This is a genomic window from Lentzea xerophila, assembly GCF_051094245.1.
Classification (GTDB): Bacteria; Actinomycetota; Actinomycetes; order Mycobacteriales; family Pseudonocardiaceae; genus Lentzea; species Lentzea xerophila.
Map to the genome: position 1 here is coordinate 6,857,073 of NZ_CP194934.1, position 24,510 is coordinate 6,881,582.

General features: G+C 69.9%; 26 protein-coding genes and 1 pseudogene. 9 read left to right on the forward strand and 18 right to left on the reverse strand.

What is annotated here, in order from left to right; all coding sequences use genetic code 11:
• Nucleotides 1–178 precede the first annotated feature (178 nt).
• Nucleotides 179–1,243, forward strand: coding sequence for a sensor histidine kinase (locus ACRSBM_RS32580; protein ID WP_434449327.1), 1,065 nt, complete (start codon nucleotides 179–181; stop codon nucleotides 1,241–1,243).
• Between the two features lie 143 nt (nucleotides 1,244–1,386).
• Here the strand turns inward: ACRSBM_RS32580 and ACRSBM_RS32585 are convergent, their stop codons facing one another.
• Genes ACRSBM_RS32585 through ACRSBM_RS32600 form a run of 4 tightly spaced genes read right to left on the reverse strand, consistent with a single transcriptional unit; the run spans nucleotide 1,387 to nucleotide 3,742 of the window.
• Nucleotides 1,387–2,361, reverse strand: a complete 975-nt coding sequence (locus ACRSBM_RS32585) for a LysR family transcriptional regulator (RefSeq protein ID WP_434449330.1) — start codon at nucleotides 2,359–2,361, stop codon at nucleotides 1,387–1,389.
• Nucleotides 2,362–2,391: 30 nt separating this feature from the next.
• On the reverse strand, nucleotides 2,392–3,171 hold the full coding sequence (locus ACRSBM_RS32590) for a sensor domain-containing protein (RefSeq protein WP_434449333.1): 780 nt from the start codon (nucleotides 3,169–3,171) through the stop codon (nucleotides 2,392–2,394).
• Complete coding sequence (locus ACRSBM_RS32595; protein WP_434449336.1) at nucleotides 3,168–3,401, reverse strand: hypothetical protein; 234 nt, start codon at nucleotides 3,399–3,401, stop codon at nucleotides 3,168–3,170. The genes ACRSBM_RS32590 and ACRSBM_RS32595 overlap by 4 nt, the downstream gene beginning before the upstream one ends.
• Entirely contained in the window at nucleotides 3,398–3,742 is a 345-nt protein-coding gene (locus ACRSBM_RS32600; protein ID WP_434449338.1) for an ArsR/SmtB family transcription factor, read from the reverse strand. The genes ACRSBM_RS32595 and ACRSBM_RS32600 overlap by 4 nt, the downstream gene beginning before the upstream one ends.
• An 89-nt stretch (nucleotides 3,743–3,831) precedes the next feature.
• Between ACRSBM_RS32600 and ACRSBM_RS32605 the strand changes: the two genes are divergently transcribed.
• From ACRSBM_RS32605 to sbnA, 4 genes are read left to right on the forward strand one after another with little or no spacing between them, the layout of a single operon-like run.
• Nucleotides 3,832–5,205 (forward strand): amidase family protein, encoded by a 1,374-nt coding sequence (locus ACRSBM_RS32605; protein ID WP_434449341.1) that lies wholly within the window; start codon nucleotides 3,832–3,834, stop codon nucleotides 5,203–5,205.
• On the forward strand, nucleotides 5,199–6,125 hold the full coding sequence (locus tag ACRSBM_RS32610; RefSeq protein WP_434449344.1) for a TauD/TfdA family dioxygenase: 927 nt from the start codon (nucleotides 5,199–5,201) through the stop codon (nucleotides 6,123–6,125). Before ACRSBM_RS32605 ends, ACRSBM_RS32610 begins: the two co-directional genes overlap by 7 nt.
• A gap of 18 nt (nucleotides 6,126–6,143) precedes the next feature.
• A complete protein-coding gene (sbnB, locus tag ACRSBM_RS32615; RefSeq protein ID WP_434449347.1) occupies nucleotides 6,144–7,163 on the forward strand; it encodes a 2,3-diaminopropionate biosynthesis protein SbnB in 1,020 nt (339 codons plus the stop codon).
• A 7-nt stretch (nucleotides 7,164–7,170) separates the two neighbouring features.
• Nucleotides 7,171–8,106, forward strand: a complete 936-nt coding sequence (gene sbnA, locus ACRSBM_RS32620) for a 2,3-diaminopropionate biosynthesis protein SbnA (protein ID WP_434449350.1) — start codon at nucleotides 7,171–7,173, stop codon at nucleotides 8,104–8,106.
• Between the two features lie 56 nt (nucleotides 8,107–8,162).
• On the opposite strand, the gene ACRSBM_RS32625 is transcribed toward sbnA, so the two are convergent.
• Nucleotides 8,163–9,638 carry an amino acid adenylation domain-containing protein gene (locus tag ACRSBM_RS32625; RefSeq protein WP_434449353.1) on the reverse strand — a complete coding sequence of 492 codons (1,476 nt, stop codon included), beginning with the start codon at nucleotides 9,636–9,638 and terminating at the stop codon, nucleotides 8,163–8,165.
• Between the two features lie 109 nt (nucleotides 9,639–9,747).
• Between ACRSBM_RS32625 and ACRSBM_RS32630 the strand changes: the two genes are divergently transcribed.
• The 4 genes and pseudogenes from ACRSBM_RS32630 to ACRSBM_RS32645 all read left to right on the forward strand — a co-directional run bounded on the left by ACRSBM_RS32630 (nucleotide 9,748) and on the right by ACRSBM_RS32645 (nucleotide 12,250).
• On the forward strand, nucleotides 9,748–10,653 hold the full coding sequence (locus ACRSBM_RS32630; protein ID WP_434449356.1) for a tryptophan 2,3-dioxygenase: 906 nt from the start codon (nucleotides 9,748–9,750) through the stop codon (nucleotides 10,651–10,653).
• Nucleotides 10,654–10,667: 14 nt separating this feature from the next.
• The gene (locus ACRSBM_RS32635) at nucleotides 10,668–11,561 is read left to right on the forward strand and encodes an alpha/beta hydrolase (protein ID WP_434449359.1); all 894 of its coding nucleotides are present in this window, start codon (nucleotides 10,668–10,670) and stop codon (nucleotides 11,559–11,561) included.
• Between the two features lie 88 nt (nucleotides 11,562–11,649).
• A pseudogene (locus ACRSBM_RS32640) lies at nucleotides 11,650–11,994 on the forward strand (FkbM family methyltransferase); the annotation flags it as partial.
• A 37-nt stretch (nucleotides 11,995–12,031) separates the two neighbouring features.
• A complete protein-coding gene (locus ACRSBM_RS32645; RefSeq protein WP_434449362.1) occupies nucleotides 12,032–12,250 on the forward strand; it encodes a hypothetical protein in 219 nt (72 codons plus the stop codon).
• A gap of 4 nt (nucleotides 12,251–12,254) precedes the next feature.
• On the opposite strand, the gene ACRSBM_RS32650 is transcribed toward ACRSBM_RS32645, so the two are convergent.
• The 13 genes from ACRSBM_RS32650 to ACRSBM_RS32710 form a co-directional block, all read right to left on the reverse strand.
• A complete protein-coding gene (locus ACRSBM_RS32650; protein WP_434449365.1) occupies nucleotides 12,255–12,818 on the reverse strand; it encodes an AfsR/SARP family transcriptional regulator in 564 nt (187 codons plus the stop codon).
• Nucleotides 12,819–13,043: 225 nt separating this feature from the next.
• Nucleotides 13,044–13,802 carry an AfsR/SARP family transcriptional regulator gene (locus ACRSBM_RS32655; RefSeq protein WP_434449368.1) on the reverse strand — a complete coding sequence of 253 codons (759 nt, stop codon included), beginning with the start codon at nucleotides 13,800–13,802 and terminating at the stop codon, nucleotides 13,044–13,046.
• Between the two features lie 323 nt (nucleotides 13,803–14,125).
• Nucleotides 14,126–15,286 (reverse strand): acyl-CoA dehydrogenase family protein, encoded by a 1,161-nt coding sequence (locus ACRSBM_RS32660; protein ID WP_434449371.1) that lies wholly within the window; start codon nucleotides 15,284–15,286, stop codon nucleotides 14,126–14,128.
• On the reverse strand, nucleotides 15,283–15,987 hold the full coding sequence (locus tag ACRSBM_RS32665; RefSeq protein ID WP_434449373.1) for a 2-hydroxychromene-2-carboxylate isomerase: 705 nt from the start codon (nucleotides 15,985–15,987) through the stop codon (nucleotides 15,283–15,285). The genes ACRSBM_RS32660 and ACRSBM_RS32665 overlap by 4 nt, the downstream gene beginning before the upstream one ends.
• Nucleotides 15,988–16,007: 20 nt before the next feature.
• Nucleotides 16,008–16,748 carry a 3-oxoacyl-ACP reductase FabG gene (gene fabG, locus ACRSBM_RS32670; RefSeq protein WP_434449376.1) on the reverse strand — a complete coding sequence of 247 codons (741 nt, stop codon included), beginning with the start codon at nucleotides 16,746–16,748 and terminating at the stop codon, nucleotides 16,008–16,010.
• On the reverse strand, nucleotides 16,745–17,242 hold the full coding sequence (locus ACRSBM_RS32675; protein ID WP_434449379.1) for a 3-hydroxyacyl-ACP dehydratase FabZ family protein: 498 nt from the start codon (nucleotides 17,240–17,242) through the stop codon (nucleotides 16,745–16,747). The genes fabG and ACRSBM_RS32675 overlap by 4 nt, the downstream gene beginning before the upstream one ends.
• Entirely contained in the window at nucleotides 17,239–17,595 is a 357-nt protein-coding gene (locus ACRSBM_RS32680; protein ID WP_434449382.1) for a 3-hydroxyacyl-ACP dehydratase FabZ family protein, read from the reverse strand. Before ACRSBM_RS32680 ends, ACRSBM_RS32675 begins: the two co-directional genes overlap by 4 nt.
• Complete coding sequence (locus ACRSBM_RS32685; protein WP_434449385.1) at nucleotides 17,592–18,728, reverse strand: beta-ketoacyl synthase N-terminal-like domain-containing protein; 1,137 nt, start codon at nucleotides 18,726–18,728, stop codon at nucleotides 17,592–17,594. The genes ACRSBM_RS32680 and ACRSBM_RS32685 overlap by 4 nt, the downstream gene beginning before the upstream one ends.
• The gene (locus tag ACRSBM_RS32690; RefSeq protein ID WP_434449388.1) at nucleotides 18,725–19,681 is read right to left on the reverse strand and encodes a thioesterase family protein; all 957 of its coding nucleotides are present in this window, start codon (nucleotides 19,679–19,681) and stop codon (nucleotides 18,725–18,727) included. The genes ACRSBM_RS32685 and ACRSBM_RS32690 overlap by 4 nt, the downstream gene beginning before the upstream one ends.
• 1 nt (nucleotide 19,682) lies before the next feature.
• A complete protein-coding gene (locus ACRSBM_RS32695) occupies nucleotides 19,683–20,453 on the reverse strand; it encodes an alpha/beta fold hydrolase (protein ID WP_434449391.1) in 771 nt (256 codons plus the stop codon).
• Nucleotides 20,453–21,679, reverse strand: a complete 1,227-nt coding sequence (locus ACRSBM_RS32700; RefSeq protein ID WP_434449394.1) for a beta-ketoacyl-[acyl-carrier-protein] synthase family protein — start codon at nucleotides 21,677–21,679, stop codon at nucleotides 20,453–20,455. Before ACRSBM_RS32700 ends, ACRSBM_RS32695 begins: the two co-directional genes overlap by 1 nt.
• Before the next feature lie 30 nt (nucleotides 21,680–21,709).
• Nucleotides 21,710–21,982, reverse strand: a complete 273-nt coding sequence (locus tag ACRSBM_RS32705) for an acyl carrier protein (RefSeq protein ID WP_090008231.1) — start codon at nucleotides 21,980–21,982, stop codon at nucleotides 21,710–21,712.
• A 163-nt stretch (nucleotides 21,983–22,145) separates the two neighbouring features.
• On the reverse strand, nucleotides 22,146–24,347 hold the full coding sequence (locus ACRSBM_RS32710; RefSeq protein WP_434449398.1) for an MMPL family transporter: 2,202 nt from the start codon (nucleotides 24,345–24,347) through the stop codon (nucleotides 22,146–22,148).
• Nucleotides 24,348–24,510 lie beyond the last annotated feature (163 nt).

Genomic DNA, 24,510 nt, shown 5'->3' on the forward strand with positions numbered 1-24,510 from the left:
GGCTCCCATACACTGTACGAGAGGCGCAACCGGATATCGCCCGAAGCAGGAAAGCGCAGCCAACGGACGCACGTGTCCGGCAGGCGGAATCACCACGGGTCGCCACCTGCGAAAGTAGGGTCAACGCCCTGCTCAAGTAGGTGATCCGGGGCACAAAGCCCGCAGTATCGTCACCCAGGTGACACGGGCCGGAGATCTGGCGCTGGTGCTGCTCGTGGCAGCGCTGGGCATGTGGCGCGAGTTCGTGCCGCCCGCTCCGTCCCACCTCGTCGCCGGCTCACCGACGTTCTACGTCAGCATTCACCTGCTGTCGGCGTTGGCGCTCTGCTGGCGGCGCACGCACCCCGTCACGTCGAGCTCGGCAATCGCTTTCCTCACCCTGCTCACCCCGACCTACGCCTCGGTCGTGTCCGCGTACTCCGTCGCCCGCACCACGAGGCACCACTGGCTCGTGCTCGTGCACGCCGCCGCCTGGCTGGCCGGCGCGGCGGTGTGGACGGTGCCGGACGGCCTCACCGGCCCCGGCCTGATCGTGATCGCCGGTCTGGCGGGCCTGTACCTCGGCGAGCGGGGCAGGCTCGTGCGGGCGCTCGCCGAACGGGAACGTGAGCTGCTGGCCGAGCAGGCCCGCGCCGACGAACGCACCCGGCTCGCCGCCGAGATGCACGACGTCGTCACCCACCGGCTGAACCTGATGGTGCTGCACGCCGGTGCGTTGCGGGTCGCCGCGAAGGACGACGACGTGCGCGCGGCCGCCGAGGAACTGCGCACCGCGGGCCTCCAGGCACTGGCCGAGCTGCGCGACCTCGTCGGCGTGCTGCGCTCCGGTCGCACCCCGCGCATCCCGGACGTGCTGCCCGACCGGCTCTCCCGGCTCGTCGCCGACTCCACCGCGACCGGGCTGGAGGTCACCCTGACCGAGCACGGCGACGCGGACACCATCTCCCCCGCCGTGCGCCGCACGATGTACCGGGTGGTGCAGGAATCGCTGACGAACGTGCACAAGCACGCTCCCGGCGCCCTCACCGAGATCACCATCCACTGTGGACCGAGCAGCGTCCGCGCGGTCATCCGCAACACCAGGCCGTCGTCCACCCCGGACGAAGCGCTGACCGGGTCCGGCAGCGGGCTGCTCGGCCTGCGCGGCCGCGTGGAGATGGTCGGCGGCACCCTCACCGCGGGCCCGACCGACGACGGCGGCTTCCAGGTCGACGCCGTCCTGCCCGCGTTCGTGCCGACCTGACGCGTTGCGATTCGCACAGGCCGGTCAGTTCATCGCCGGCGCGACTCTCCGCCGCGCCACCAGCCGCGACTGATGCACGTCCATGCTCACGCCAATCCACGCCATGTCGTGGATCACCCCATCGAGATCACCGGGAACGTCCGCTACTTCGGCTCGGCCGTCCTCAGATAGCGCGCGAAACCGGGAAAGTCGTGCGCGTTCTCCACCATGAACGACCAGTACCGCGGCGTCGCCCTGGCCCGGTCGTAGTGGTACTCCCGGATGGTCTCGACGAGCCGGCGCAACGTCTGCGGATGCACGGAACCCCTGCGCCACGTCAGGGCGAACTCGATGACCGGCGCATCGGCGATCCCGACGACGCCCACGTCGGCACCGATCCCGCCCGGCGCCACGAGGCACGCGGCCCCGGCGTCGCGGACCCAGCTCATCGCCTCCGCGTGCCCGCAGACGTAGTGCAGCACCACGGGGCTGTGCTCCTTGAGCTGGTTGAACAGCCACTGCTCCACCGGGTGGAACCAGTCGCCTGCGGAGCGGCGCACCCAGGTCAGCTTCGCCAGGTCGGCCAGCGTCGCCGTGTCGCGCAACGTGAGCGGGTGCCCGGACGGCAGGGCGAGCCATACGGGTTCGCGCGTCACACCCTTCGACGCCAGCACGGGTTCGGACATCCGCGCGTGCGCCGCCCCTTTCAGGACAGGCACCAGCGCGGCGGTCAGCGTGCCGCCGTACACCGCCTCGACCGAGGCGTGCGGACTCATGGTCGCGGTCTGGATCCGCAGATCCGACAACGACTTCTGCAGCGCCTCGTGCAGTGCCGTGGGTGTCCATTCCGCATTGCCGAACCGGAGCACGTTCGAGTTGCCGGCCAACGCCTCCGCCAGCACGTCGTCGGCGTGCAGCACCAGGCGCGCGAGCTTCGGGATCAGGCGCTGGCCGAACAACGTCGGCGTGATACCGGTTTTCGACCGCACGAACAGGTCTCCACCCAGCGTCCGCTCAATTCTGCGCAACAACGCGCTGACACTCGGCTGTGGCAGGTTCAGCATCCCTGCGGCCTTGGAAATGCTGCCCGCCTGCACCAACGTCGTCACCACGCGCGCATGACGAACTTCGATCTCCATTCCGTACCCCCCACGGACGAAAGTACCGGCTCACCGGCCTTTCTTGTTCGAGAACGACTTGGGCGCCGGCCAAGGCGCGAGCGGGCCTGGTTCGGTCAGCACCCGCCTGGCCCGCTCGAGCGGGTCGATCCGCGGTCCGAGCAACGACCGGGTGACGCCGGCGTGCAGACGGGCGGCGAACACCACCACGTAGGCGGCGCCGAGAGTGAGCACGGCGAACGCCGCCGCGACGAGCAGGGCCGTCGGCAGGTCGCCGACGAAGATCCCGATCCCTCGGGGAGCGTCGGCTCCCGAGGGGAAGTACCCGAGCTTGATGCCGTGGTCGAACTGCCCGTCGTGCCACGTCCTGGGCGAGGCCCAGTACCACAGCGGAACTGTCACACCGAACAGACAGCTCAGCCACACGAGTGCCGCCACGAAGTCCAGCAGCACCAGCGGCACGTACATCAGCACCAGGTAGCCGCAGTCCCGCAGCGTCGCGGGATCCGTCCATCTGACCCTGATCTGGGCGAAGAGCCCGGGCTCCTCGACGGTCCGGTAGCCGGCGGTGACGATGTCGCCGAACAGCTCCGCACGTTTGCGTTCGACCTCCGCGCACCCGCGCACCACCAGCGCGGCGCCGGCGAGCAGCGGGATGCCGAACGTCAGCAGGCTCAGCGCGTAGGTGGTGGCCAGCACCGAGAACGCGACCACGAACAACGCCGTGCCCACGACGACGTAGCTCAGCAAGTACCCGGTCGCGAGCCACGGGGCGGACGAGAACACCAGCCGCAGCGGGTTGCGCGGCAACCCGCTGCCGAAACCGCTCACCCAACGCTCCGCAGCAGGTCTTCGACGGCGGTCAGCCTCGCCCTGATCTCGTCCAGCTCCTGCCGCAACGCCTCCTGGTTGGCCACCGCCTGCTCGGCGAGCTTGCGGAACTCGGCCATGGCCACCGCGTCGGAACGGTGTCGCTGCAACTGGAAGTACGAGACCACGCTCGCTGCGATGCCGCCGACCGTGATCAGGACGATGGCGATGGTGACAACGGCGCCGGTCATGTAGAGGTCTCCTTCGTTTTTCCGAGCACCGAGAGGATCAGGTCGACGTCCAGGCGAAGCTCGAACGGCGCCAGCTCGAAGTACTTCATGGCCTTGCCATCGGACGACAGCTCCAGGTTGCCCACCACGAGCCCGGCCTTCTCCAGCCGTTCGAGGTGCATGTAGAGGAGTGGACGGGACAGCTCCAGCCGGCGGGCGAGTTCGCTGACGTGCACCCGGCCCGTGGCCAGTTCCCCGATGATGCGCAGGCGCTGCTCGTGCCCGAAGGCGGCAAGCAACGCCAGCAGTTCTTCGCTGGTCAGGGCTTCCCCCTCCGGCCGTGGCTCGATCCTGTCAGACAAAACTTACAGGTGGAAGTCCGCCGTTGCAACGCGGGCACGGTCAGCGCGCTGTCAGAGCGAGGTCAGATCGAGCCGCAACCCTGGGACACATGACGACACGCGCGCTGCCGTCCGTCGTGGATCTTCACGAACGGCTCCGCACGGGCGCCATCACGAGCGTCGAGCTGACGCGACGCTGCCTCGACCGGATCGAGGCGGCGAACCCGGCCCTGAACGCGGTTCTCGCGCTCGACGACACGGCACTCGCCCAGGCCGCCGAGTCCGACCGCAGACGGGCCGCCGGTCACGCCCGCGGCCCGCTCGACGGGATTCCCCTGCTGGTCAAGGACAACATCGACACCCGAGGCTTCGCGACCACCGCCGGGTCTCGCCTGCTCGCGGGCGCACCGCCCGCTCGCGACGCCGAGATCGTCGCCAGGGCACGCGCCGCCGGGACAGTGCTGCTCGGCAAGACGAACCTGTCCGAGTGGGCCAACTTCCGGTCGTCCGAGGCGACGGAGGGGTGGTCCGGGGCAGGCGGCCAGACCCGTCACCCGCTCCGGCCCAGCCACAGCCCGTGGGGCTCGTCGTCCGGCTCGGCCGTGGCGGTGGCCACCGCGATGGCTCCGCTCGCGCTCGGTACCGAGACCGACGGGTCGATCGTCGGACCCGCCGGGGTGTGCGGCGTCGCCGGCGTCAAACCGGAGACCGGCCTGCTGCCATCGGCCGGGATCGTCCCCGTCTCGGCGGCGCTGGACGTGGCCGGGGTGCTCGCCGGTCGCCTGGCCGACGCCGTGACGTGCCTGGAGGTGCTGGCAGGCCGTGACTTCGGCGGCACGGCTGACCTCGCCGGGGCCAGGTTCGGCCTCTGGCGCGTTCCCGGCATGCCGTCCGAAGTGGACGCTGTGCTCGACGACGCCGGGAAGCGGCTGCGCGCGACGATCGTTCCCGTCGAGCTGGCCATACCGAGGTCGTTGTCCGCCAATGCGATCCGAGCGCTGTTCGCCGAGTTCCGGCCGAGTGTCGAGAACTACCTCAGGACACGGGACGGCGTACCGTCCACTCTGGCCGGGCTGATCGCGGCCAACCGGGCCGATCCCGTCGAGCTGAGCCTCTTCGGCCAGGATCTCTTCGAGCAGACCGCGTCGGTGTCCGGCACGGCCCGGACCGCCGCGGAGACCAGGGCTCAGGTCCGGGCCCAGGCGCGCGAACTGATCCGCACCACGTTGCGGGACCACGGAATCCTGGCCGTGCTCGCACCGTCCAACCAGCCCGCCTGGCCGATCGACCACGCGAACGGCGACCCGTTCCCCCGCACCAGCTCGACCCCCGCCGCGCTGGCCGGGTACCCGAACGTCTCGGTGCCCGCCGGTGACGTGGCCGGGCTCCCGATCGGCCTGTCCGTGTTCGGACCGGCCACGTCGGCGGAACTGCTGCCGCTGGCCCTCGCCCTGGAGCAGGAACTGAAGGAGCGACCATGCTGATCGAGAAGCACACCCGGGGCGGCACGACGATGGCCGTCGTGAGCGTGCGGTCAGGTGACGACCTCTTCGAGCGCACCGGCGAACACCTCGCCCGCGACGGCGTCGTGCTGCTGCGCGGACTCGGCATCGACGGCAGCGAACGGTTCCACGAGGCGGTGTCCGCGTTCGGCGGCTCGCTGATCAACAGCTACCGCGGCGGCAACACGCCCCGCACCACCGTCTCCGAGGGAGTGTTCACCTCCACCGAGTACCCGGCGCGGTACGAGATCACGTTGCACAACGAGATGTCGTACGCCCACCGGTGGCCGAGCCGGCTGTTCTTCTCCTGCGTCGACGCCGCCGACACCGGTGGTGCCACCCCGGTCTGCGACGGCGCGGCGTTGCTCGCGGAACTTTCCCCGGACGTGCGCGAGAGGTTCGAGACGCGGGGCGTGCTCTACCGCACGCATCTGCACGGCGGCGCGGGCCTCGGCAAGTCGTGGCAGCAGACCTTCGAGACGAGCGACCCCGCGACCGTCGAGGAGTTTCTGCGTTCCTCCGGTGCCGAGTTCTCGTGGACGGCGGGTGGTGCGCTGAGGGTGACCCAGCGCCGCCCTGCCGTCCGCCGGCACCCGGACACCGGCGCGGAGGTCTGGTTCAACCAGGCCGACCAGTGGCACCCCTCGAACCTGCCGGAGGACGAGGCGGAACTGCTGCTGTCCGTGGTGGACGACGAAGCGGACCTGCCGCACTCGGTGGCGTACGGGGACGGCAGCCCGATCCCGGCGGCGGACCTCGACGAGGTCCGGAGAGCCCAGCGGGCCGGCAAGCTCGCGATGCCGTGGCACGAAGGTGACCTGATGGTCGTGGACAACATGCGCGTGCTGCACGGGCGCGAGCCCTTCACCGGGTCACGACGTGTCCTGGTCTCGATGACCTGAGAAGGAGCGGCGACAGAGATGACGGTCCCCGAGTTCGTGGTGATCCCCGGCACACAGGTACGGGATGCCCTGGCAGGCAAGGAGAAACAGGTCGTCGACCTGGTGGAGCAGGCCTACCGGGTGCACGGTGACGGCCACACCGTCAACCCTGCGTCGTACTTCCTGCGCTTCCCGGACCGGCCGTCGGCCCGGATCATCGCGCTGCCCGCGTCGATCGGCGGCACCACGGCCGTCGACGGGATCAAGTGGGTGTCGAGCTTCCCGGAGAACATCGCGTCGGGGCTGCCCCGCGCGTCCGCCGTGCTGTTGCTCAACGATCCCGCGACGGGTTATCCCTTCGCGTGCCTGGAGGGCTCGATCATCAGTGCCGCCCGGACCGCGGCGTCCGCGGCGCTGGCGGCCGACGTGCTCACCAGGGGCCACGACCGGCCGCGCAGGCTCGGCATCACCGGCACCGGGCTGATCGCCAGGTACGCGCACACCTACCTGGCGGGCACCGGGTGGACGTTCGACGAGATCGGGCTGTACGACCTCGATCCCGCCCAGGCAGCGGGTTTCCGCGGGTACCTGGAGCGGTCCGGCCACGACGGGCGGATCGTCGTGCACGACAACCCCGAGTCGCTCACCCGGTCGTCCGACCTGATCGTCTACGCGACCGTGGCCGCCACCCCGCATGTCACCGACCCGTCCTGGTTCGCCCACGCGCCACTGGTGCTGCACCTGTCCCTACGCGACCTGGCTCCAGAGGTCGTGCTCGAGTCCGCCAACGTGGTCGACGACATCGACCACTGCCTGCGCGCGAACACGTCCGTGCACCTGGCCGAACAGCTCACCGGCGACCGGTCGTTCGTGTCCGGCACGCTGTACGACGTGCTGACCGGCGCGCTGACGCCTCAGCGCGGGCGAACGCTCGTGTTCTCCCCGTTCGGCCTCGGGGTACTGGACCTCGCGGTCGGCAGGCACGTGCACGACGAGGTGACCAGGGCCGGCACGGCGCTGCCGGTCGAGGGCTTCTTCGCCGAACTGAACCGCCACTGAGGCTCCGGTGCCGATCATCGTCAGTCCACAGGACTTCAACGTCGCCGACCTGTTCGTGGACCTGCGCCCGGACGTACCGCTCTACCTCAAGTGCGAGGGCTTCAACTTCGCCGGCTCGGTGAAGCTCAAGGCGGCGGTCGAGATGGTGACCGCCGCCGAGCGGGCCGGTGATCTGCGTCCCGGCACCCGGCTGGTGGAGAGCTCGTCGGGCAACCTGGGCATCGCGCTCAGCATGGTCGCGCGCAGCAACGGGTTCTCGTTCACCTGCGTCACCGACGTCCGCTGCAACACGGCCTCGGTGCGGCTGATGCGAGCGCTCGGCGCCGAGGTGCACGTGGTCGGCGAGCCGCATCCGGAGCGCGGTTTCCTCGGCGCCCGGCTCGACCACATCGCCAGGCTCTGCGCAGGGCATCCGGAGTTCCTGTGGCTCAACCAGTACGCGAACGAGGCGAACTGGCTGGCCCATCACCAGACCACCGGGCCGGAGATCATCAAGAGCTTTCCCGAGATCGACGTGCTGTTCGTGGGGGCCGGCACGACCGGCACGTTGATGGGATGTGCGCGCTATCTGCGCGAGGCGCGTCCGTCGACCCGCGTCGTGGCGATCGAGACGGAGGGCTCGGTGGCGTTCGGCGGCCCCCCGGCCACCCGCCTGATCCCCGGCATGGGCACCGGGATCCGGCCGCCGTTGCTCGACGAGTCACTGGTGGACGACGTCGTGCACGTGTCCGAAGTGGACACTGTGCGGACCTGCCGTTCACTGGCCGAACGCGGGTTCCTGTTCGGTGGTTCCACCGGCACGGTCGTCAGTGGAGCCGGGAAGTGGCTGCGGCGGCACGGTGGCCGCGCGCTCACCGCCGTGGCGGTGGCTCCGGACTTCGGCGAGCGCTACCTGGACACCGTCTACGACGACAGCTGGGTCGCCGAGCACTACAGCCCTTAGCTTGGTCTGTATCGAAGTCCGGCCCGCGACAGCCGGGCCAGACTTCGGTAGAGGGCCTAGCCGAAGGCGAGCGACCGGGTCGCGCGGACGTCGCACTTGCCGTTGCCGGTGAGGACGAGCCGCGGCACCACATACACCTCGTCGGGCACGACCGCCTCGGGCAGAACACTCCGCAGCGCGGTACGGACCGCACGTGCCAGCGCGAAGCCGTCCGCGCTCGGGTCGGCGGGCACGACGAACGCCTCGACCTCGTCGATCAGGCCATGCACCACGTCGAACGCCACCCCGGCCACACCGGGCACCGCGAGCACGTGGTGCCGCAGCTCCCCGAGCTCGATCCGGTGCCCGCTGATCTTCAACTGGTCGTCCCGCCGGCCCAGGTAGCGCAACGTCCGCGGGCCCACCATCTCCACGATGTCACCGGTCCGGTAAGCCCGGCCACCCAGCTCGGGTGTGTCGAGAAAGCGGTCGCTCGTCAGGCCGAGGTACCCCGCGGCCACCGGCCGGCCGGCGATGACCAGTTCTCCTTCCCTGACCGGACGCAGTTCGTCGTCGACGACGTGGGCGACGGTGTTCCACGCGGGGGACCCGATCGGGACGGTCGGCAGTCCGGGGACGCGGTCGGCGGCGAACTCGTAGGCGCAGCAACCGATCGTGGTCTCGGTGGGCCCGTAGTGGTTGACCAGCCGCACCCCGCGCAGGCGGTCGCCGAGCGCGGTGAGCAGGGCGGCGTCGAGCGCCTCCCCGCCGAACATCAGCAGCCGGGTGAGCGCCCGGTAGTCCGGTGGGGATGCCAGCTGCTCCAGAAACCGCGCGTGCGACGGCGTGAGCTTCAGGAAGGAGTACCGCTCCGGGCGGCCGAAGAGCGTGGCGGTGTCCCACATGCCGCTGGCCACGACGACCCGGTCGCCCTGAGCCAGCGGCACCCAGAGCGAGGTGAACGCGAGGTCGAAGCCGAGACTCGCGAACAGTGGGCTGCCCGTGCCGTCCCGGCCTGCCAGCGATCCGCACCACCCCACGTAGTTCACCAGCGAACCGTGCTCGATCAGCACCCCCTTGGGAGTGCCCGTCGAACCCGAGGTGAACACGACATAGGCGATGTCGTCCACGCGCGGCAGGTCGCGCTCCGGCGTGCGCACCAGCTTCGGCACGTCCGCGAGGTCGACCGCGCCCGCCACCGGGCCGTCCGCCACGACAGCGGCCGGTTTCGCCTGTGCCAGCACCGCTTTGACGCGCTCGGCCGGGTGCTTGGGATCGATCGGCACGTACGCCGCGCGCAGCGCCATGATGGCCACCGCGGCGGCGATGGTGTCCGGTGTCCGGTTCGCCCACAGCACCACCCGGTCGCCCGGCTCCACCCCGCTCTCACCGAGCGCGGCCGCGATCTCCAGCACGCGCTGCCACAGCTCGCGATAGGTCCAGCCGCCACCGGCGTGCTCGATCGCCACGGTGGCCGGTCTGGTTTCGGCGTGACCCCGGATGAGGTGCACCACGGAGTCGTTCAGAAGCGGACGGCTCTCCCCCAGGATCACGCCCCCAGCATCGGCCGTGCCGCTGACACCGGTCTGACAGCCCGCTGACGGCCGTGCGCTGTCAGCAGGAGATCAGAGCCGTGTCAGGTCCAGCCTCCAGAATCGGTTCGTGACTGTCGAGCGGACCACGTACGAGCCTCGCGCCTATACCCCGCTGACCGAGAGCGAACGCCGCGCCAGGGCCGAGCAGACGGGCGGCGAGCCCGCGCTCGACTTCAGCGTCGGGCGCACGAGCGCGGACACCACGCCATACATCGACTACCACAACGTCGACGTGCTCCTCAGTCTGCAACACCCGCGCACGCGGGAGCCGGCGGAGCTGACCTTCTACACCGTGGGACAGGTCCAGGAGCTGCTGTTCAAGCTCCTCTTCACGGACATCAACCGCGTGCGCGACCTGCTGTTCGACGACCTGCTCGACGAGGCGCTGTGGCAGCTGCGCCGGGTCGAGCGGACCCAGCGGCTGCTGGCGGCGAGCTGGGACCCGGTCAGCGCGATCACCGCGTCCGAGTTCGCGGGTTTCCGCAACGAGCTGGGCGTGGCGTCCGGGCTGCAGTCGTACATGTACCGGCAGCTCGAGTTCGCGCTCGGGCACAAGTCGCCCCGCATGGCCGAGGCGCACAACGCCGTGGCGTGGGTGCACGAGCAGGTCGATGCCGCGCTGAGGGCGCCGAGCGTGTACGACGCCGCGCTCGCGGTGCTGCGCAGGCGGGGCGCGCCGATTCCGGAGCGCCCCGACTACGCCCAGCCGTACGAACCGGATCCCGCGGCCGAGGAGGCCTGGGCCGGGATCTATCGCGAGCCGAAGCGCGACCATCGGCTGTACCTGCTCGCCGAGGCGCTGTCCGAGGTGGGCTATCTGCACTCGCGCTGGCGCTCGACACATCTGCTCGTGGTCGAGCGAATCCTCGGGCACAAGCCGGGTACGGGTGGTACCGACGGCGTCGACTGGCTGCGGCGGGTGTCCGAGCACCGGTTCTTCCCCGAGTTGCTGGCCGCGCGTTCCACCCTCTGACCAAAGGGCTTTCCGTGGCGTTGTACCGCGACTACGACCAGGCCGAGCTCGACCGGCAGTACTCACCGAGCTCCCTCGTGCCCGATCTGCGGCTGTTCCTCGACGGCTACGCGAGGACCAGTGAGGCGGCGCGGACGGAGCTCCCGGTGCGGTCGGGGTTGCGCTACGGCCCGGCGGCGAGGGAGACGCTCGACTTCTTCCCCGCGAACCGCGCCGGCGCGCCGCTGCTCGTGTTCGTGCACGGCGGGTTCTGGCAGGAGCTGAGCAAGGAGGACTCGGCGTTCCCCGCACGGGACCTGGTGCCCGCGGGGGTCGCGTTCGCCGCCCTCGGCTACGGCCTGGCACCCGAGCACCGGCTCGGCGACATCGTCACGCAGGTCGCCCGCGGTCTCTCGTGGCTCACCGGCCACGCCACCAGGCTCGGGGCCGGCCGCGTGCACGTGGCCGGCCACTGCGCCGGCGCACACCTCGTCGTCGCGGCGCTGTGCCGGGAAGAGCTGCCGCTCGCGAGCGCGATCCTGCTCAGCGGTGTGTACGACCTCGAACCGCTGCGGCTCACCTACGTCAACGAACCGCTCGGGCTCGACGCGGCGGAAGCCGCTCGGCTGAGCCCGATCCGGCACCTGCCCGACCGGCTGCCGCCATTGGTCGTCGCCCGGGGCGGGGCGGAGACCCAGGAGTTCGCGCGACAGCACGACGAGTTCGTCGCCGCCGCCGCGGCTCGCACGCCGCGGCTCGACGAGCTTGTCATCGGCCACCGCAACCACTTCGACATCCCACACGACCTCGGTGACCCGGCCACCGCGCTCGGGGCCACCGTGGCCGGCCTGCTGGAGGGGACGCACGATGCCGATCGACCCTGGCGAGGTGGCCGGAGTCAACCGCCACGAGACCGAGTACCTCTATGACGAGATAGTCGTCCGGCGCGCGTACCTTCCTCCTGGCATGGAGCTGCCGCCGGGGTCGGTAGTGCTCGACGTCGGCGCGAACATCGGGATGTACTCGCTGTTCGCCCGCTCGGAATGCCCCACCGCGTCGATCTACGCGTTCGAGCCCTTGCCTCCGTTGCTCGAGAAGCTGCGCGCCAACGTCTCGGCGCATGACGTGACCGTGCTGCCGTACGGACTCTCCGACGCCGACCGCGAGGTGTCGTTCGTCTACTACCCCGGCTACTCCACGATGTCCACGCAGTATGCCGACACGGCACTGGAGAAGCGGTACATCCGGGATCGGCTGTCCGAAGTGGACTATGACTCGGAGCTGCTCGGCGAGCTGCTCGACTTCCGCTTCCGCGAGCAGACCTTCGGCTGCCGGGTGCGCCGGCTGTCCGGCGTGATCGACGAACTGGGACTGTCCCGCGTCGACATGGTGAAGATCGATGCAGCGGGCGGAGCTGGACGTGTTGCGCGGCATCGAGGAGCGGCACTGGCCGGTGCTGCGCCGGCTCGCGCTGGAGGTGCACGACGAGGCAGGAACACCGACGGCGGGGCGGCTCGCTCCGACGACCGGGATGTTGCGGGGCAAGGGGTTCGACGTCACTGTGCGGGAGGACCCCGGTGGCCGCCACACGGTCTTCGCGGTGCGGCGGCCCGCCTGACCTGTCAGCGCAACGACGGCACCGGCCTGGAGCCGGCTCCGGGCCACACCAGGTCAGGTGTGCCGGTGAGGATCGCCTGGTGCACCTCGCGCAGCAACGCTCCAGGGTCTATCCCGAACTCCTCGGCGAGCACCCGCCTGCCCTCGTCGAACACGGTGAGCGCGTCGGCCTGCCGGTCGCACCGGTACAGCACCGTCATGAGCTGGGCACGGAACCGTTCGCGCAACGGGTGCTGCGCGACCAGCTGGGCCAGTTCCGGCAGGATCTCGGCGTCCCTGCCGAGCGCGAGGTCGGCGTCCAGCCGCCGTTCGAGCACGGAGAGCCTGTCCTCCTCGAGCCGCGGACCCGCCGAGCTGGCCAGGTACTCGGACACCCCGGCGAGCGCGGGACCGCGCCACAGGTGCAGCGCCGCCCGGTACCGCTTCGCCGCCTCCTCGTACCGGCCGGAGAACAACGCCGTCCTGCCGAGCTCCACCTCGTTCTGGAACTCGGCGAAGTCGAAGTACGCGGTGCCGATGTCGAGCAGGTAGCCGGGAGACCTCCGGACGATGGCCGATCTGCTGCCCACGATCTTTCGTAAACGTGAGACGTAGGTGTGGATCTGTGCGTAGGATGTCGCGGGCGGATGCGGACCCCATAAGACGTCCGCCATCTGCTCATCTGAAATCAGTTTGTCGCCGGAAAGCAGCAGGGCAGCGAGCACGGTGCGTGGTTTGACCCCGGCACGGGTCAACTCCGCGTCACCCCCGCGCACTTCGACCGGACCCAAGATACGAAATTCCACGAGATCCACCTACCCGAGAACCTTGTCCTGGACGAGAATCGCCTCATACAGCTGCCGCATGCCGCGTCCGGGTTCAAGCCCCATTTCGCTGGCCAGCCGCTTTCGGGTGTGATGAAACACGTCGAGCGCCTCGGTCTGCCTGCCGTCGCGGTACAGAGCGATCATCAGTTGTTCACTCAACCGCTCGCGTTCCGGATATTGCGCGGTCAGTAAGTTGAGCTCGGGGACCACCCCACGCTGGTCGCCGTTGGCGAGCTTGGCCGTGATCAGGTCCTCGCGGGCGCTGAGACGCCTCTCGTTCAGATGAGTGGCCTCCATGCGGCATCGCGCACCGTCGCAGACGTCCAGCAGCGCCGGCCCACGCCACAGTCGCAGCGCCTCTTCCAGCAGCTCAATGGCCATCGCCGGGTGCCGTTGCACCTTGCCGGCCCCACGTTCGGCCAGGTCCAGGAACCGGTAGCCGTCCACGCAGTTCTTCGGCACGTCGAGCAGGTAGCCGCCGCTCACCGTGCGCAGCACCTCGTCGCCCTTGCGCCCGGTGACCGACTCGAGCAGTTTGCGCAGGCGGGTGATGTTCGCGTGCAACGCGTTGCGCGCGTTGCCCAGCGGTTTGCCGGACCAGAGCTCGTCGACCAGCTGTGCCGCGGGCAACGGCACCCCCGGCGGCAGGGCTAGCAGGGCCAGTACGGTGCGCACTCGCGCCGAAGCAATTTCACGTTCCTGTCCTCCCCGGGTGACTGCCAACGAACCGAGAATTCGAATCTCCATTTCGCGACACCTCTTCACACCTCAGCGCGGAACCATTGATCACATGATCGGCCGGGCGCACTCCCTCGATTCAGCAGTGACCACAGTTCCGACCCCCATTGATTGCCCCACCCCCGCAGAGCTGTCGCGGGCCCGGCTCCAGGACGGCACGGGCAAATACGACCTTGTTCACACTATACGGAAGTAACAGCCGGTGTCGAATACCACAGGCAACTAGGCGACATACCACGGTGGTATGACCCGACCGAAGGATGGCGAATGAGGATGAATGACGCAGTACCACCACGCCTGGCGAGCAGGACTGACTGATTGATCGACTATGACTACAGTGACGCCGCGATAATCTCTTTCATGATCTCGCTGGTGCCACCGAAGATGCGCGAGACCCTGGCATCGGCCCACGCCCTCGCGACCGGCTGGCCGGCGAGATAGCCGTAACCCCCGAAGAGCTGCAGGCATCGGTCGACGACCTCGCACAGCGTCTCCGAAGCGTGCAGCTTCGCCATCGCCGCGTCTGTCATGGAAAGCTCGCCGGCGAGCGCGCGTTCGACGCATCCGTCCACCAGCGCCCTGCTCGCGGCGGCCGCGGTCGCACAGCCGGCGAGGACGAACTGGGTGTTCTGGAACTTCATCAGCCTGCGCCCGAAAGCGGTGCGCTGCCGGCAGTGCCGCACGGTCTCCTCGATCGCGGCCTCCATCGCCGCCACCGACGTCACCGCCAGCAGCAGCCGTTCCCTGGAGACCAGCGGCAGCAGCTGCCGCAGACCACGCCCCTCGGCACCACCGAGCACGTTGCCCGCCGGGACACGCGTGTCGTCGAAGGTGAACTCGCCGGTGTCCTGGCCGTGCCTGCCGATCTTGTCCAGCACCGGCCCGCGGTGACAGCCCGCGAGCCCGTCGGTCTCGACGACCACCAGGGACATCCGGCGCTGCCGCTCCTCCGGCGCGGACGTGACGACGAACGTGACCACCAAGTTCGCCTGGCCGCCGTTGGTGACGAACGTCTTGGTGCCCTTGATCAGGTAGTCCTCGCCGTCCCGGCACGCACGGGTGGTGATGGCCTGCAGGTCGGAGCCGGCACCGGGCTCGGTGACCGCGAGCGCGCCGACCAGCTCGCCCGTGACGAGCCGCGGGAGCCAGCGCCGCTGCTGCTCCTCTGTCCCGTGCAGGAGCACGTACTGCGTGACGATCCCGTGCGCGCTCAGTCCCCACGACGTGTCGCCGACGCGCGCCTGTTCCTCCGCGAGCACGGCGTCGTGCGCCAGCGTGCCGCCCGCCCCGCCGTACTCCTTGGGAACGCTCAGGCCCAGCAGCCCGCGCCGGCCTGCCTCCGTCCACAGTGTCCGGTCGACCTGCCGTTCGGCCCGCCACCGCAGCTGGTGCGGCAGCACCTCGGCGGTGAAGAAGTCACGTGCCAGGTCGCGCACCGTGGCGAGGCCGGGATCCGCGGTCTCCCACCGCGGCCCCGGCCGTCGCCCGCTCATCCGCAGCCGCCCGCGTGCCCGTCGTCAGGGCCAGGGCCCATCCCGACGGCCGCCGTCACGACCTCGGGCTCCGCCTGCGCCGGTGCCTGCCTCGCCCGGACGTGGCCGGCGAACGCCTCCAGCCGGTCGAGACCCCAGAACCGGGTGAACCCCTGCACGAAGAACGGCACACCGAACGCGCCGTGCCGGAAGGCCTCCGCCATCGAGACCGCGCCCTCGCCGCGCAGTTCGCCGTCGTCGGCAGCGTTGGCGACGGCGACCGAGTCGAGCTCCAGCAACGCACCGATCTCGCCGATGGTGGCGCGGTCGCAGATGTCGCGGCCCTGCTCCCACCGAGCCCGGTAGACCGCATCGATGTAGGCCAGGCCCTTGCCGTGCCGCCGCGCGTACAGGTACCCGAGGTGCGGCACCTCCCACACCGGGTCCCTGTCGACCGGCCAGGTGACCTCGATGCCGCGTTCCCTCGCCAGCCGCGCCACGTCCTGCAGGATGTAGAAGTGCTTGGCGCGCGTCATCTCCGCGTACGGCAGCTCGGCCCCCTGCGCGCGGATGAGCCCGGCACTGTGCTCGTCCGGTTCGTAGTACGGACGCCACTCGATCGTCTCCGCGACGTCGCGGAACCGGCTCATCAGCTCCCGGTACGCGAGCCAGGAGTACGGGCTGCGCAACGAGAAGTAGAACCTGGGCGTTTTCCTGCTCATGCCATTCCCCTCCGGTGGCGTCAGATCACCAGGCCGCCGTCGACGCCGAACACCTGGCCGGTGACGTAGGAGGCGCGGTCCGACACGAGGAACGACACCAGGTCCGCCACCTCCTCCGGCCTGCCGAACCGGCCGAGCGGGATGCGCCCGGCGAGCCCTTCGGTCGCCCTGGCCGGCAACCCGGCGGTCATGTCGGTCTCGATGAACCCCGGCGCGACCACGTTGGCACGGATGCCGCGCGGGCCGGACTCCTTGGCGAGCGCCTTGGTGAACCCGATGATCCCGGCCTTCGAGGCCGAGTAGTTGGTCTGCGTGCCGTTGCCGTGCACACCGGCCACCGAGGACATCGTGACCACGGTGCCGGCGCGGCGCTTGACCATCGCGAAGATCGCGGCCGAGCACACGTTGAACACACCGTCGAGGTTCACCCGCAGCACCGAGTTCCAGTCCTTTTCGGACAGCAGCACGAGCGGGTTGTCCCTGACGATCCCGGCGCAGGTGACCACGGCGTGGATCGGGCCGAGCTCCGCCTCGGTGTCGCGCACGAACCGTTTGCTCTCCTCGTACTCGGCCACGTCGACCTGCCGGGTCAGCACCGAGGCGCCAGACCCGGCCGCTTCCTTCGCGACGAGCTCCGCCGCGGAGACGTTGGAGCGGTAGCAGAACGCGACGTCCCAGCCGTCCTCGGCCAGGCGCGTCACGACCCCGCGCCCGATCCCCCGCGAGCCACCGGTCACCAGTGCGACCCGGCGCGCGGTCACCGCGGCGCTCCGGCAACGGCTGGTCGCGGCGCCAGCACGCTGGAGTCCCGCAACGCCGCGGTGAACTGTGCCACCTCCAGCACCTTGCGCCCGCCGACGTAGGAGGCGCCGCCGACCACGGCCGCGTCGTCGACCAGGCGGTGGATCTCCGCGCGGTGCTCCAGCACGTCGCCGGGGAACACCGGCCCGCCGAGCTCGACGCCCTTGATGCCCGCGGCCAGCTCGACCTTGCCGGCCAGCACGTCAGGGTTGGGCTGGTCCCAGCAGATGAGCAGCACTGCCGCCTGCGCCCAGGACTCCAGCAGCAGGCTGATCGGGTAGGCGTAGTCCTCCTCGGCGGCGTCGTCGCCGAGGTGCCGGTAGCAGGGTTCGGCGACGGTCACCGCCTTGTGCGCCACCAACGTCCGGCCGACCTCCACCGCGGACACCCGGTCCACCAGGAGGATCGGGTAGCGGTGCGGAATAAGCCGTTTGATCCGTGCGACGCCGTTCATCGCACACCTCCCGTGGCATAGCGCAACCGGATCTGGGCGACGGTCCGCTCCCCCACCGACGCCGTGGCGGCGCAGCGCAGCACACCGTCCTCCTCGGACAGTTCGGCGGCGAGGTCCACGGTGTCGCCGCCGTAGACAGGTGCCGCGAACCGGACCCGCTCCAGCGCCACCGGACGACGCACGCCCCTGGTAGCCCTGACCAGCGAGTGGACGTACTCGACCAGGTAGAGGCCGGGCAGGATCGGAAAGCCGGGGTAGTGCCCCTCCAGCACGGGGTGGGCGGGATCGATGTCGACCGCCGCGCGCACCACCGGGCCGTCCGCTCCCACGACCCGGACGTCCCACCCGCTCACGACGAACCTCCGCAGCCACCGAGCACCAGGCAACCGGTCATGCCGTCACGACCGATCGTGGTGACCACCGCCGCCTCGTCGCGGGCGAGCGGTTTGCGGCCGGCCGCCGCCAGCACGGCGGCGATCTGGAACCCGGCCGAGGCCGCCGACGCGTCACCGATCAGGTGCCGGCTCCGGATCCACTCCGGTGCCGACGCCCCGAACTCCCCGGTCAGCACGTCGTTCTCCACCGGGGCCGCGCCCGCACCCGCGGGTGCGACCACGCGCACCTGCTCCGGACCGACCCCGGCATGCCGCAACGCGGCCCGGACGCAGTCCCGCAGCGCGGCACCGGCGTCACCGTCGGCACCGAACGCTGTGAACCGGGTGGCGAGCAGCCTGACCAGAGGCGTGCGGCCCGACCGTTCCGCGTCGGCCGCGGACTCCAGCAGGAAGAACGCACTGCCCTCGCCGAGCGCGGACATGCCGTCGCCGCCCGCCCTGCCCGCATGCCACTCCAGCCATGCCCGCTGAGCCGAGTACTCCTCCGCCACACCGCACAGCGCGCGGTCGCAGTGACCACCGCGCACGAGCCTGGCCGCGTAGCTCAGCGTCAGCAGTGCGGTGAGCCAGTCACCGGAGATGGTGGTGTTCGGCCCCTTGATGGTGTGCCAGATCGCGCTCTGGCCCGCTGCCTTGTTCATCACCGTGTTGGGGAACTTGGCGGGGTCGACGTGGTACGGCTTGTCCCCGGTGAGCGAGTCACGCGTGGTGTCCATGATGGACTGGACGCTGGCCCACCCGGTGCCGAGCACGAGCGCGGCGCGTTCCGGGTCGGCGACGAGGTCCTCGCGGCACTGGTCGACCAGGCCGCCCGCCGCGGTCACCGCGAGTGCGGTGAGCCGGTCCATCAGGCGGGTTCCCTTGTTGCCCAGGTACTTCGCGGCGCTGAAGTCGGGCACCAGACCCACCAGCTCGTAGGGCACGTCGAACTGCGACCTGTCCACACCGGAGATCGCGCTGCGGCCGGACAGGACACCGTCGGCGAACGGGTCGTTGCCCACACCGTACGGCGACACGACGAACCACTTGGACAGCACCAGTTCCGCGGTACGCGTCCCGTCGCGATCGACGAGCGCGGCCTGGGCTGTCATGATGTCGCTCCGTCACCGAGCAACGCGCCGTGCAGCCTGTCGTCGAAGTCGACCTGGCTCCAGTCCCGCCGGTTCTCGATCACCGCGTAACCGTGGGTGATGGTGCCGGTGGCGGTCTTGTGCAGCATGCCGTCGCGGCGCACGTAACAGTCCATCCTGGCGGTGTAGGTCAGCCGCTTGAACACGTTCTCCACGGTGAAGACGGTGTGGATCTCCTCCTCCATGCCGACCTCATCCAGCATCGTGATGCTGGAGCTCGGCACGACCGGGATCCAGTTCTGCTCGCGCAGCAGGGTGTGGATGGAGACACCGCGGTCGGCGAGGAAGAGGTCGACCGCCTCCTCCATCAGCCGCAGGTAGCCCGACATCTGCAGGCGCTCGGTGAAGTGGCAGTACGGGTAGGGCACCCGCCACGACCAGCCGAACGCGTTGCGGTGCTCGGTGAGCCGCGCGATCACGTCGTCACCGCTCGCCGCGACGGGCTCCTGAGGGGTGCCGATGCGATCCACGACCAGTGCGGCCAGTTCGGCGGGCACCGGCTCGGCGGGAAAGCCGCGCACGTCCTGCCGCAACGTCACGCCGACCTTGGCGGTCACCGTCCGCACCGGCTTGACCCGGTCGGCGACCATCTCCACGACGAACCTCAGCTCCTGGCCGGGACCTTCGGCCGGGCGCACGGTGGCGACCGCGACGTCGTCGATGTGGTATGCGGTCCACATCCTGGTGTCGATCTCGGTGATGTCGGTGCAGATCCCGTACCGCTCATAGAGCTCGCCGGCCGGGAGCCCGCGCTGCCGCAGGTGGTCGAGAACGGCCTCCTCCACGAGGTAGTTGACGTGTTTGAAGCCGATCCACGTGCAGATGTTGGAACCCTCGTAGCGGGGCCTCAGCACCACGCGGGTCGAGTCGTCCCGCGGCAGCGTGCCGGCGGGAGCGTTTTGGGTGGAAGTCACGTCAACTCCTGGCTCGGGTGGTCGGCAGCATGGCCGCGTCGAAGAAGTCGGAAACGGCACGGGCGAAGAACTCTGGCTGTTCCAGCATCGGGAAGTGACCGCACTGCTCGATCAGCTCGAACCTGCCGTCGGGCAGGCCGTCCGCCAGCGCCCGGCCGTCGGAGGGATCGGCCGCGATGTCGGAGTCACCGGTCAGCACGAGCTGGGGCGCGGTGACGCCGGAGAGGTCGAGGAACGGTGTCCGCAGGTAGGACTCGAAGAACCGCATCCAGCCGTACGGCCCGACCTGGTCCCGGATGCTGACCGCCAGCGCCATCCGCTGCCGTTCCGCGTACCTGGACGCCTCGCCGACGCGCAGCGCCTCGGCGAAGATCCGGTGGAAGTCGTTGAGGTAGTGCGAGATCGTGTGCCACGTGAAGTCCCTGGGGCGCGGCCGGTAGAACGCGCTCACCAGGACCGAGGGGCGTGGTGCGAGCTTGCCGGTGCAGTACGCCTCCAGCAGCAGCGCCGCCGAGAACGAGTGCGCGACGACGGCGTCGAATCCTGGCTGGGCCTCCACCGCGCACACCACCGGCTCGATCTGGTCGCCGATATGGCTCCAGTCGCCGCTGTCTATGCCGTGCCACGGGAGCTCGACCTCCCACAGCTCGGCCGTCGGCGGCATCCTGTCCACGAGCGAGTCCCAGACCGTGGTCTTGCAGCCGAGTCCGTGCAGCAGCAGCACCCGCGCCGCACCCTCCGATGTGGACGGACGGCGGAGCAGCGGAACCATCACCCACCCGCTTCGCACCGGCCGAGCACGGTGACGGCGTTGTTCCCGCCGAACGCGAGCGAGTTGTTCTGCACCACGTTCACCTCGGCGTAGCGGACCTCGTTGGGAACGCAGTCCACGTCACACTCGGGGTCGGTCTCCCGATGGTTGATCGTCGGCGGGATGAAGCCCTCGGTGATGGCCAGCGCGCACGCCGCCGCACCGAGAGCGCTCGCCGCGCCCATCGCGTGGCCGAGCATGCTCTTGATCGACACGGTGGGCGGCGGGGTACCCGCGAACGCCTGCCGGATGGCGCCGACCTCAGTCATGTCGTTGGCCCTGGTACCGGTGCCGTGCGCGGAGATGAAGTCGATGTCCTCAGGCTTCACGCCGGCGTTGTGCAGCGCCAGCTCCATGCACCGCGCGAGCGTGTTCTGGTCCGGGTGCACTGGGCTGAGCGCGTCGCAGTTGAGCCCGTACCCGAGCACCTCGGCGTAGATGCGCGCGCCGCGGGCGAGTGCCGACTCCAGGCTCTCCATCAGCAGGATGCCCGCGCCCTCGCCGACGAGGATGCCCTTGCGGTGCCGGTCGAACGGCTGGCACACCTCGGGCGCCATCGCGCCGAGCCGATAGAACCCGGCGTAGGTCTTGCGGCACAACGCGTCCACGCCACCGGCCAGCACCACGTCGGCGTCGCCGGCGCGAATCGCGTCGATACCGTGCCCGATCGCGTAGTTGCCGGCCGCGCACGCCGTCGGGATGGTGACCGGCTCGACGTCGGTGAGCGCGAGCTCGCGCACGATGCTGGTGGCCAGGCGCGAAGCCGGCGAGCGGCGGGCGAGCAGCTCGTCGAGGTGCTCCGGTCCGTCACGAAGCTGGTCGACGGCCAGCTGGTCGAGGTCCCGCGACTCGCCGTCGGTCGTGCCGACGGAGACGAGGCAGCGGCGTCCGCGCAGCTCGTCGAACGGCAGCCCCGCGTCGCCGACCGCCATGCGTGCGGCCGCGGCGGCGAACTGGCTGGTGCGGCCCATGGTCGAGGGGTCGGTGCCGACCACCCACTCGCCGGCCGTGAAGTTGGTGATCTCGCAGCCGTTGGCGTGGGCGTACCCCTCGGTCTCGAACGAGGTGATCGGCTTGACGCCGCTGCGGCCGGACCGCAGACCCTCCGAGAACTCCCTGGCGCCGATGCCGATGCTGGAGACGATACCGAGACCTGTGATCACGACCTTGCGTCGTGCGTCGTCCATTGTGTCCCCTCTCCGGTTACCTGGAGCGGGTCACTTCGCCGCCGACGCTTCCTGGACCACCGCGACGACACCGTCCAGGTTGACCATGCGGGCCAGCTCGCTCTGGTCGATGTCGACGCCGAAGACCCGCTCGAGAGAGGAAAGGATCTCGATGGCGCCCATGGAGTCGGCCTCGTGGTCCTCCTTGAACAGGCTGGTGCCTGTCATCTCACCCGGTTCGATCTCCAGGATCTCGCAGACGATCGCCTTGATCTTCTCGCGCACGCCTTCGTCCACATTGGATGTCTGGTTCGTGGTGGTCATGGCAGCCCCCTGATGTGCGATGTGCCGGACGGGGGCCAACTTTGTCAGCGGGGCTTATACGATTCCTATACCCCCAGTGCGGCACTGGGCGCCGGGCGCGGTGCCCCATGGATCGGGGGTGTGACCCTGGGGCACCGCTCGCTTCCGATCCGGCGTTCCTGGTTCACCGGATCGGCTGGTTCACCACCGTCTGGTCCGTCGCGCCGGAGGTCTGCGGCCCGCCCGTGACCGCCGGCCACGGACGGGACGGCCACCAGCTCGACCGGCCGAGCAGGGCGAGGATCGCGGGCAGGATCAGGATCCGCACGATCACCGCGTCCAGGAGCACGCCGACCGCGAGCGCGAAGCCCGTCTGCTTCATCTCCAGCAGGTGCAGGAACATGAACGCCACGAACACCGACACCATGACCACGGCCGCGCTCGTGACGACGCTCGCCGACGTGACGATGCCCCGCGTGACGGCCTCCCGCGTGGACGCGCCTCGCTGGACCGCCTCCCTGATCCGGCTGACCACGAAGATCTGGTAGTCGATCGACAGGCCGAACAGGATCACGACCAGGAACAGCGGCACACGCGACCCGATGAACCCGACGGACGAGAACCCGAACAGGCCCTCGGCCCAGGTGCCCTGGAACACCAGCACCAGCGCGCCGAACGCACCCGCCGCGGACAGCACGGTGAGCAGCGTGCCGATGAAGGCGATCACCAGCGAACGCAACGCGATCGCGGTCATCACGAACGTCACCAGCAGCACGAATCCCAGCACCAGGGGGAGCTTCCCGTTCTGGTGCGTGACGTAGTCCCTGTTCTGCGCGACGTCACCGGACACCGCGTACTCGGCCCCCGGCAGCCCGGCGAACGCCTGCGGCACCAGGTCGGCACGCAGCCGGTCCAGCGCCTGCGCCGCCTCTGGGGAGCTGACCTTGTTCGGCGTGCCGAGGTCGAGCGTGCCCGTGTGCCCGTCCGCGGAGAGCTTGATCTCGGGCTTGTCGTTGCCCGCGAACAACGGGTCCGCGCCTGCCTTGTCCGCCAGGCCTTCCAGTGCCGCGCGGATGTCAGCGGACGACGCCGAGGCCGAGCGCACCGCGATCGAGTTGTTCGCCCGCTCGGTCGGGAACGCCTCCGAGACGCGGTCGGCGACCTGCAGTGCCGGGACGCTCCGCGAGTACGTGTCGTTGCCGGGCACGCCGAGCTTCAGTCCCAGCGCGGGCAGCGACAGCAGCAGCATGAACAGCAACGACACCAGCAGTGTCAGGCCGGGCTTGCGCATCGCCGGACGCAGCAACTTCTCCCACATCCTGCCCTGCGCACCCGCGTCGGACCGCCGCCGCAGGAACCGCACCTGCTTGTCGACCCGGTTGCCGAGCTTCGCGAGCAGCGCCGGCAACACGGTCAGCGAGCTCACCACCGCCACCGCGATGACGATGATCGTGCCGGCCGCCAGCGACGAGAAGATCACGTCGTCGGCCAGGAACAGGCACGCCGTGGAGAGGATCACGGCGAGGCCCGACATCACGATCGCCCGGCCGGACGTGGCCGCCGCGAGCTCGATGGCCGCCGTCGTGCTGATCCTGCCGCCGGACGCCTCGCGTTCCTCCCGTTCTCGCTTGAGATAGAACAGGGCGTAGTCGACGCCGACCGCCATTCCCATCATCACGATCACCTGGCTGCCCACGCCCGCGTCCGGGAACAGGTACGACGCGAGGCCGTACAGCCCGGTGGCACCCGCGATCGACGTGATGGCGAGCAGCACCGGCACGCCGGCCGCGAGCAGCGAGCCGAAGACGACGAACAGGATCAGCAACGTGATCGGCAGCGTGATCCCCTCGGACAGCGCGAGGTCCGCCGACCGCTGGTCCGAGAGTCCCTTGCCGGTCGAGCCCTTGCCGGTCTCCTCGACGACCAGGTCCGGGTTCGCCTTCTGCACCTCGGCCGTCTGCGCCTGCAGTGGCTCGACGAACTGGCTCGCGTACCGCTGGTCGCCCTTCATGGTGACCTTGACCATCACCGCCTGACCGTTCGGTGAGACCACCGGCTCGGCCACGGACGACACCTCGGGCAACACCCGCATCCGCGCACTCACGTCCGCGGCCGCCCGGTCGGCGGCCGCGCGGTCCAGGGACCCGGACCGGGCTGTGATCAGCACCTTCTCGATCGCGGCGGGCGCGAGACCTCCGTCGTCGGCGATCTGCTCCATCCGGCCGGCCTCACCGACCCGGAAGTCCGCGCTGGTCGCGTCCTTGCCGCCGGCGAAGCTGCCGGCCATGACGCACAGCACCACGAACAGGATCCATCCGATGATCGCTTTCCAGGGGTTACCGGCACTCCAGCCGGCCACCCGCACGATCAGTGCACGCTTGCGCACGCCTTCCATCCCCTCACCAGCCACTGTCCGAGCTACCCTCCACCTGTAAGACGAGACTGACAGATGGCAGGACGACGTGTCAACGCGGGTTCCGCAGGGGCCATGCTGACCAGGGAATTTCATCCTGCGCTTAAGCAGGTGGTCAGTCGAGATGGTGAAACCT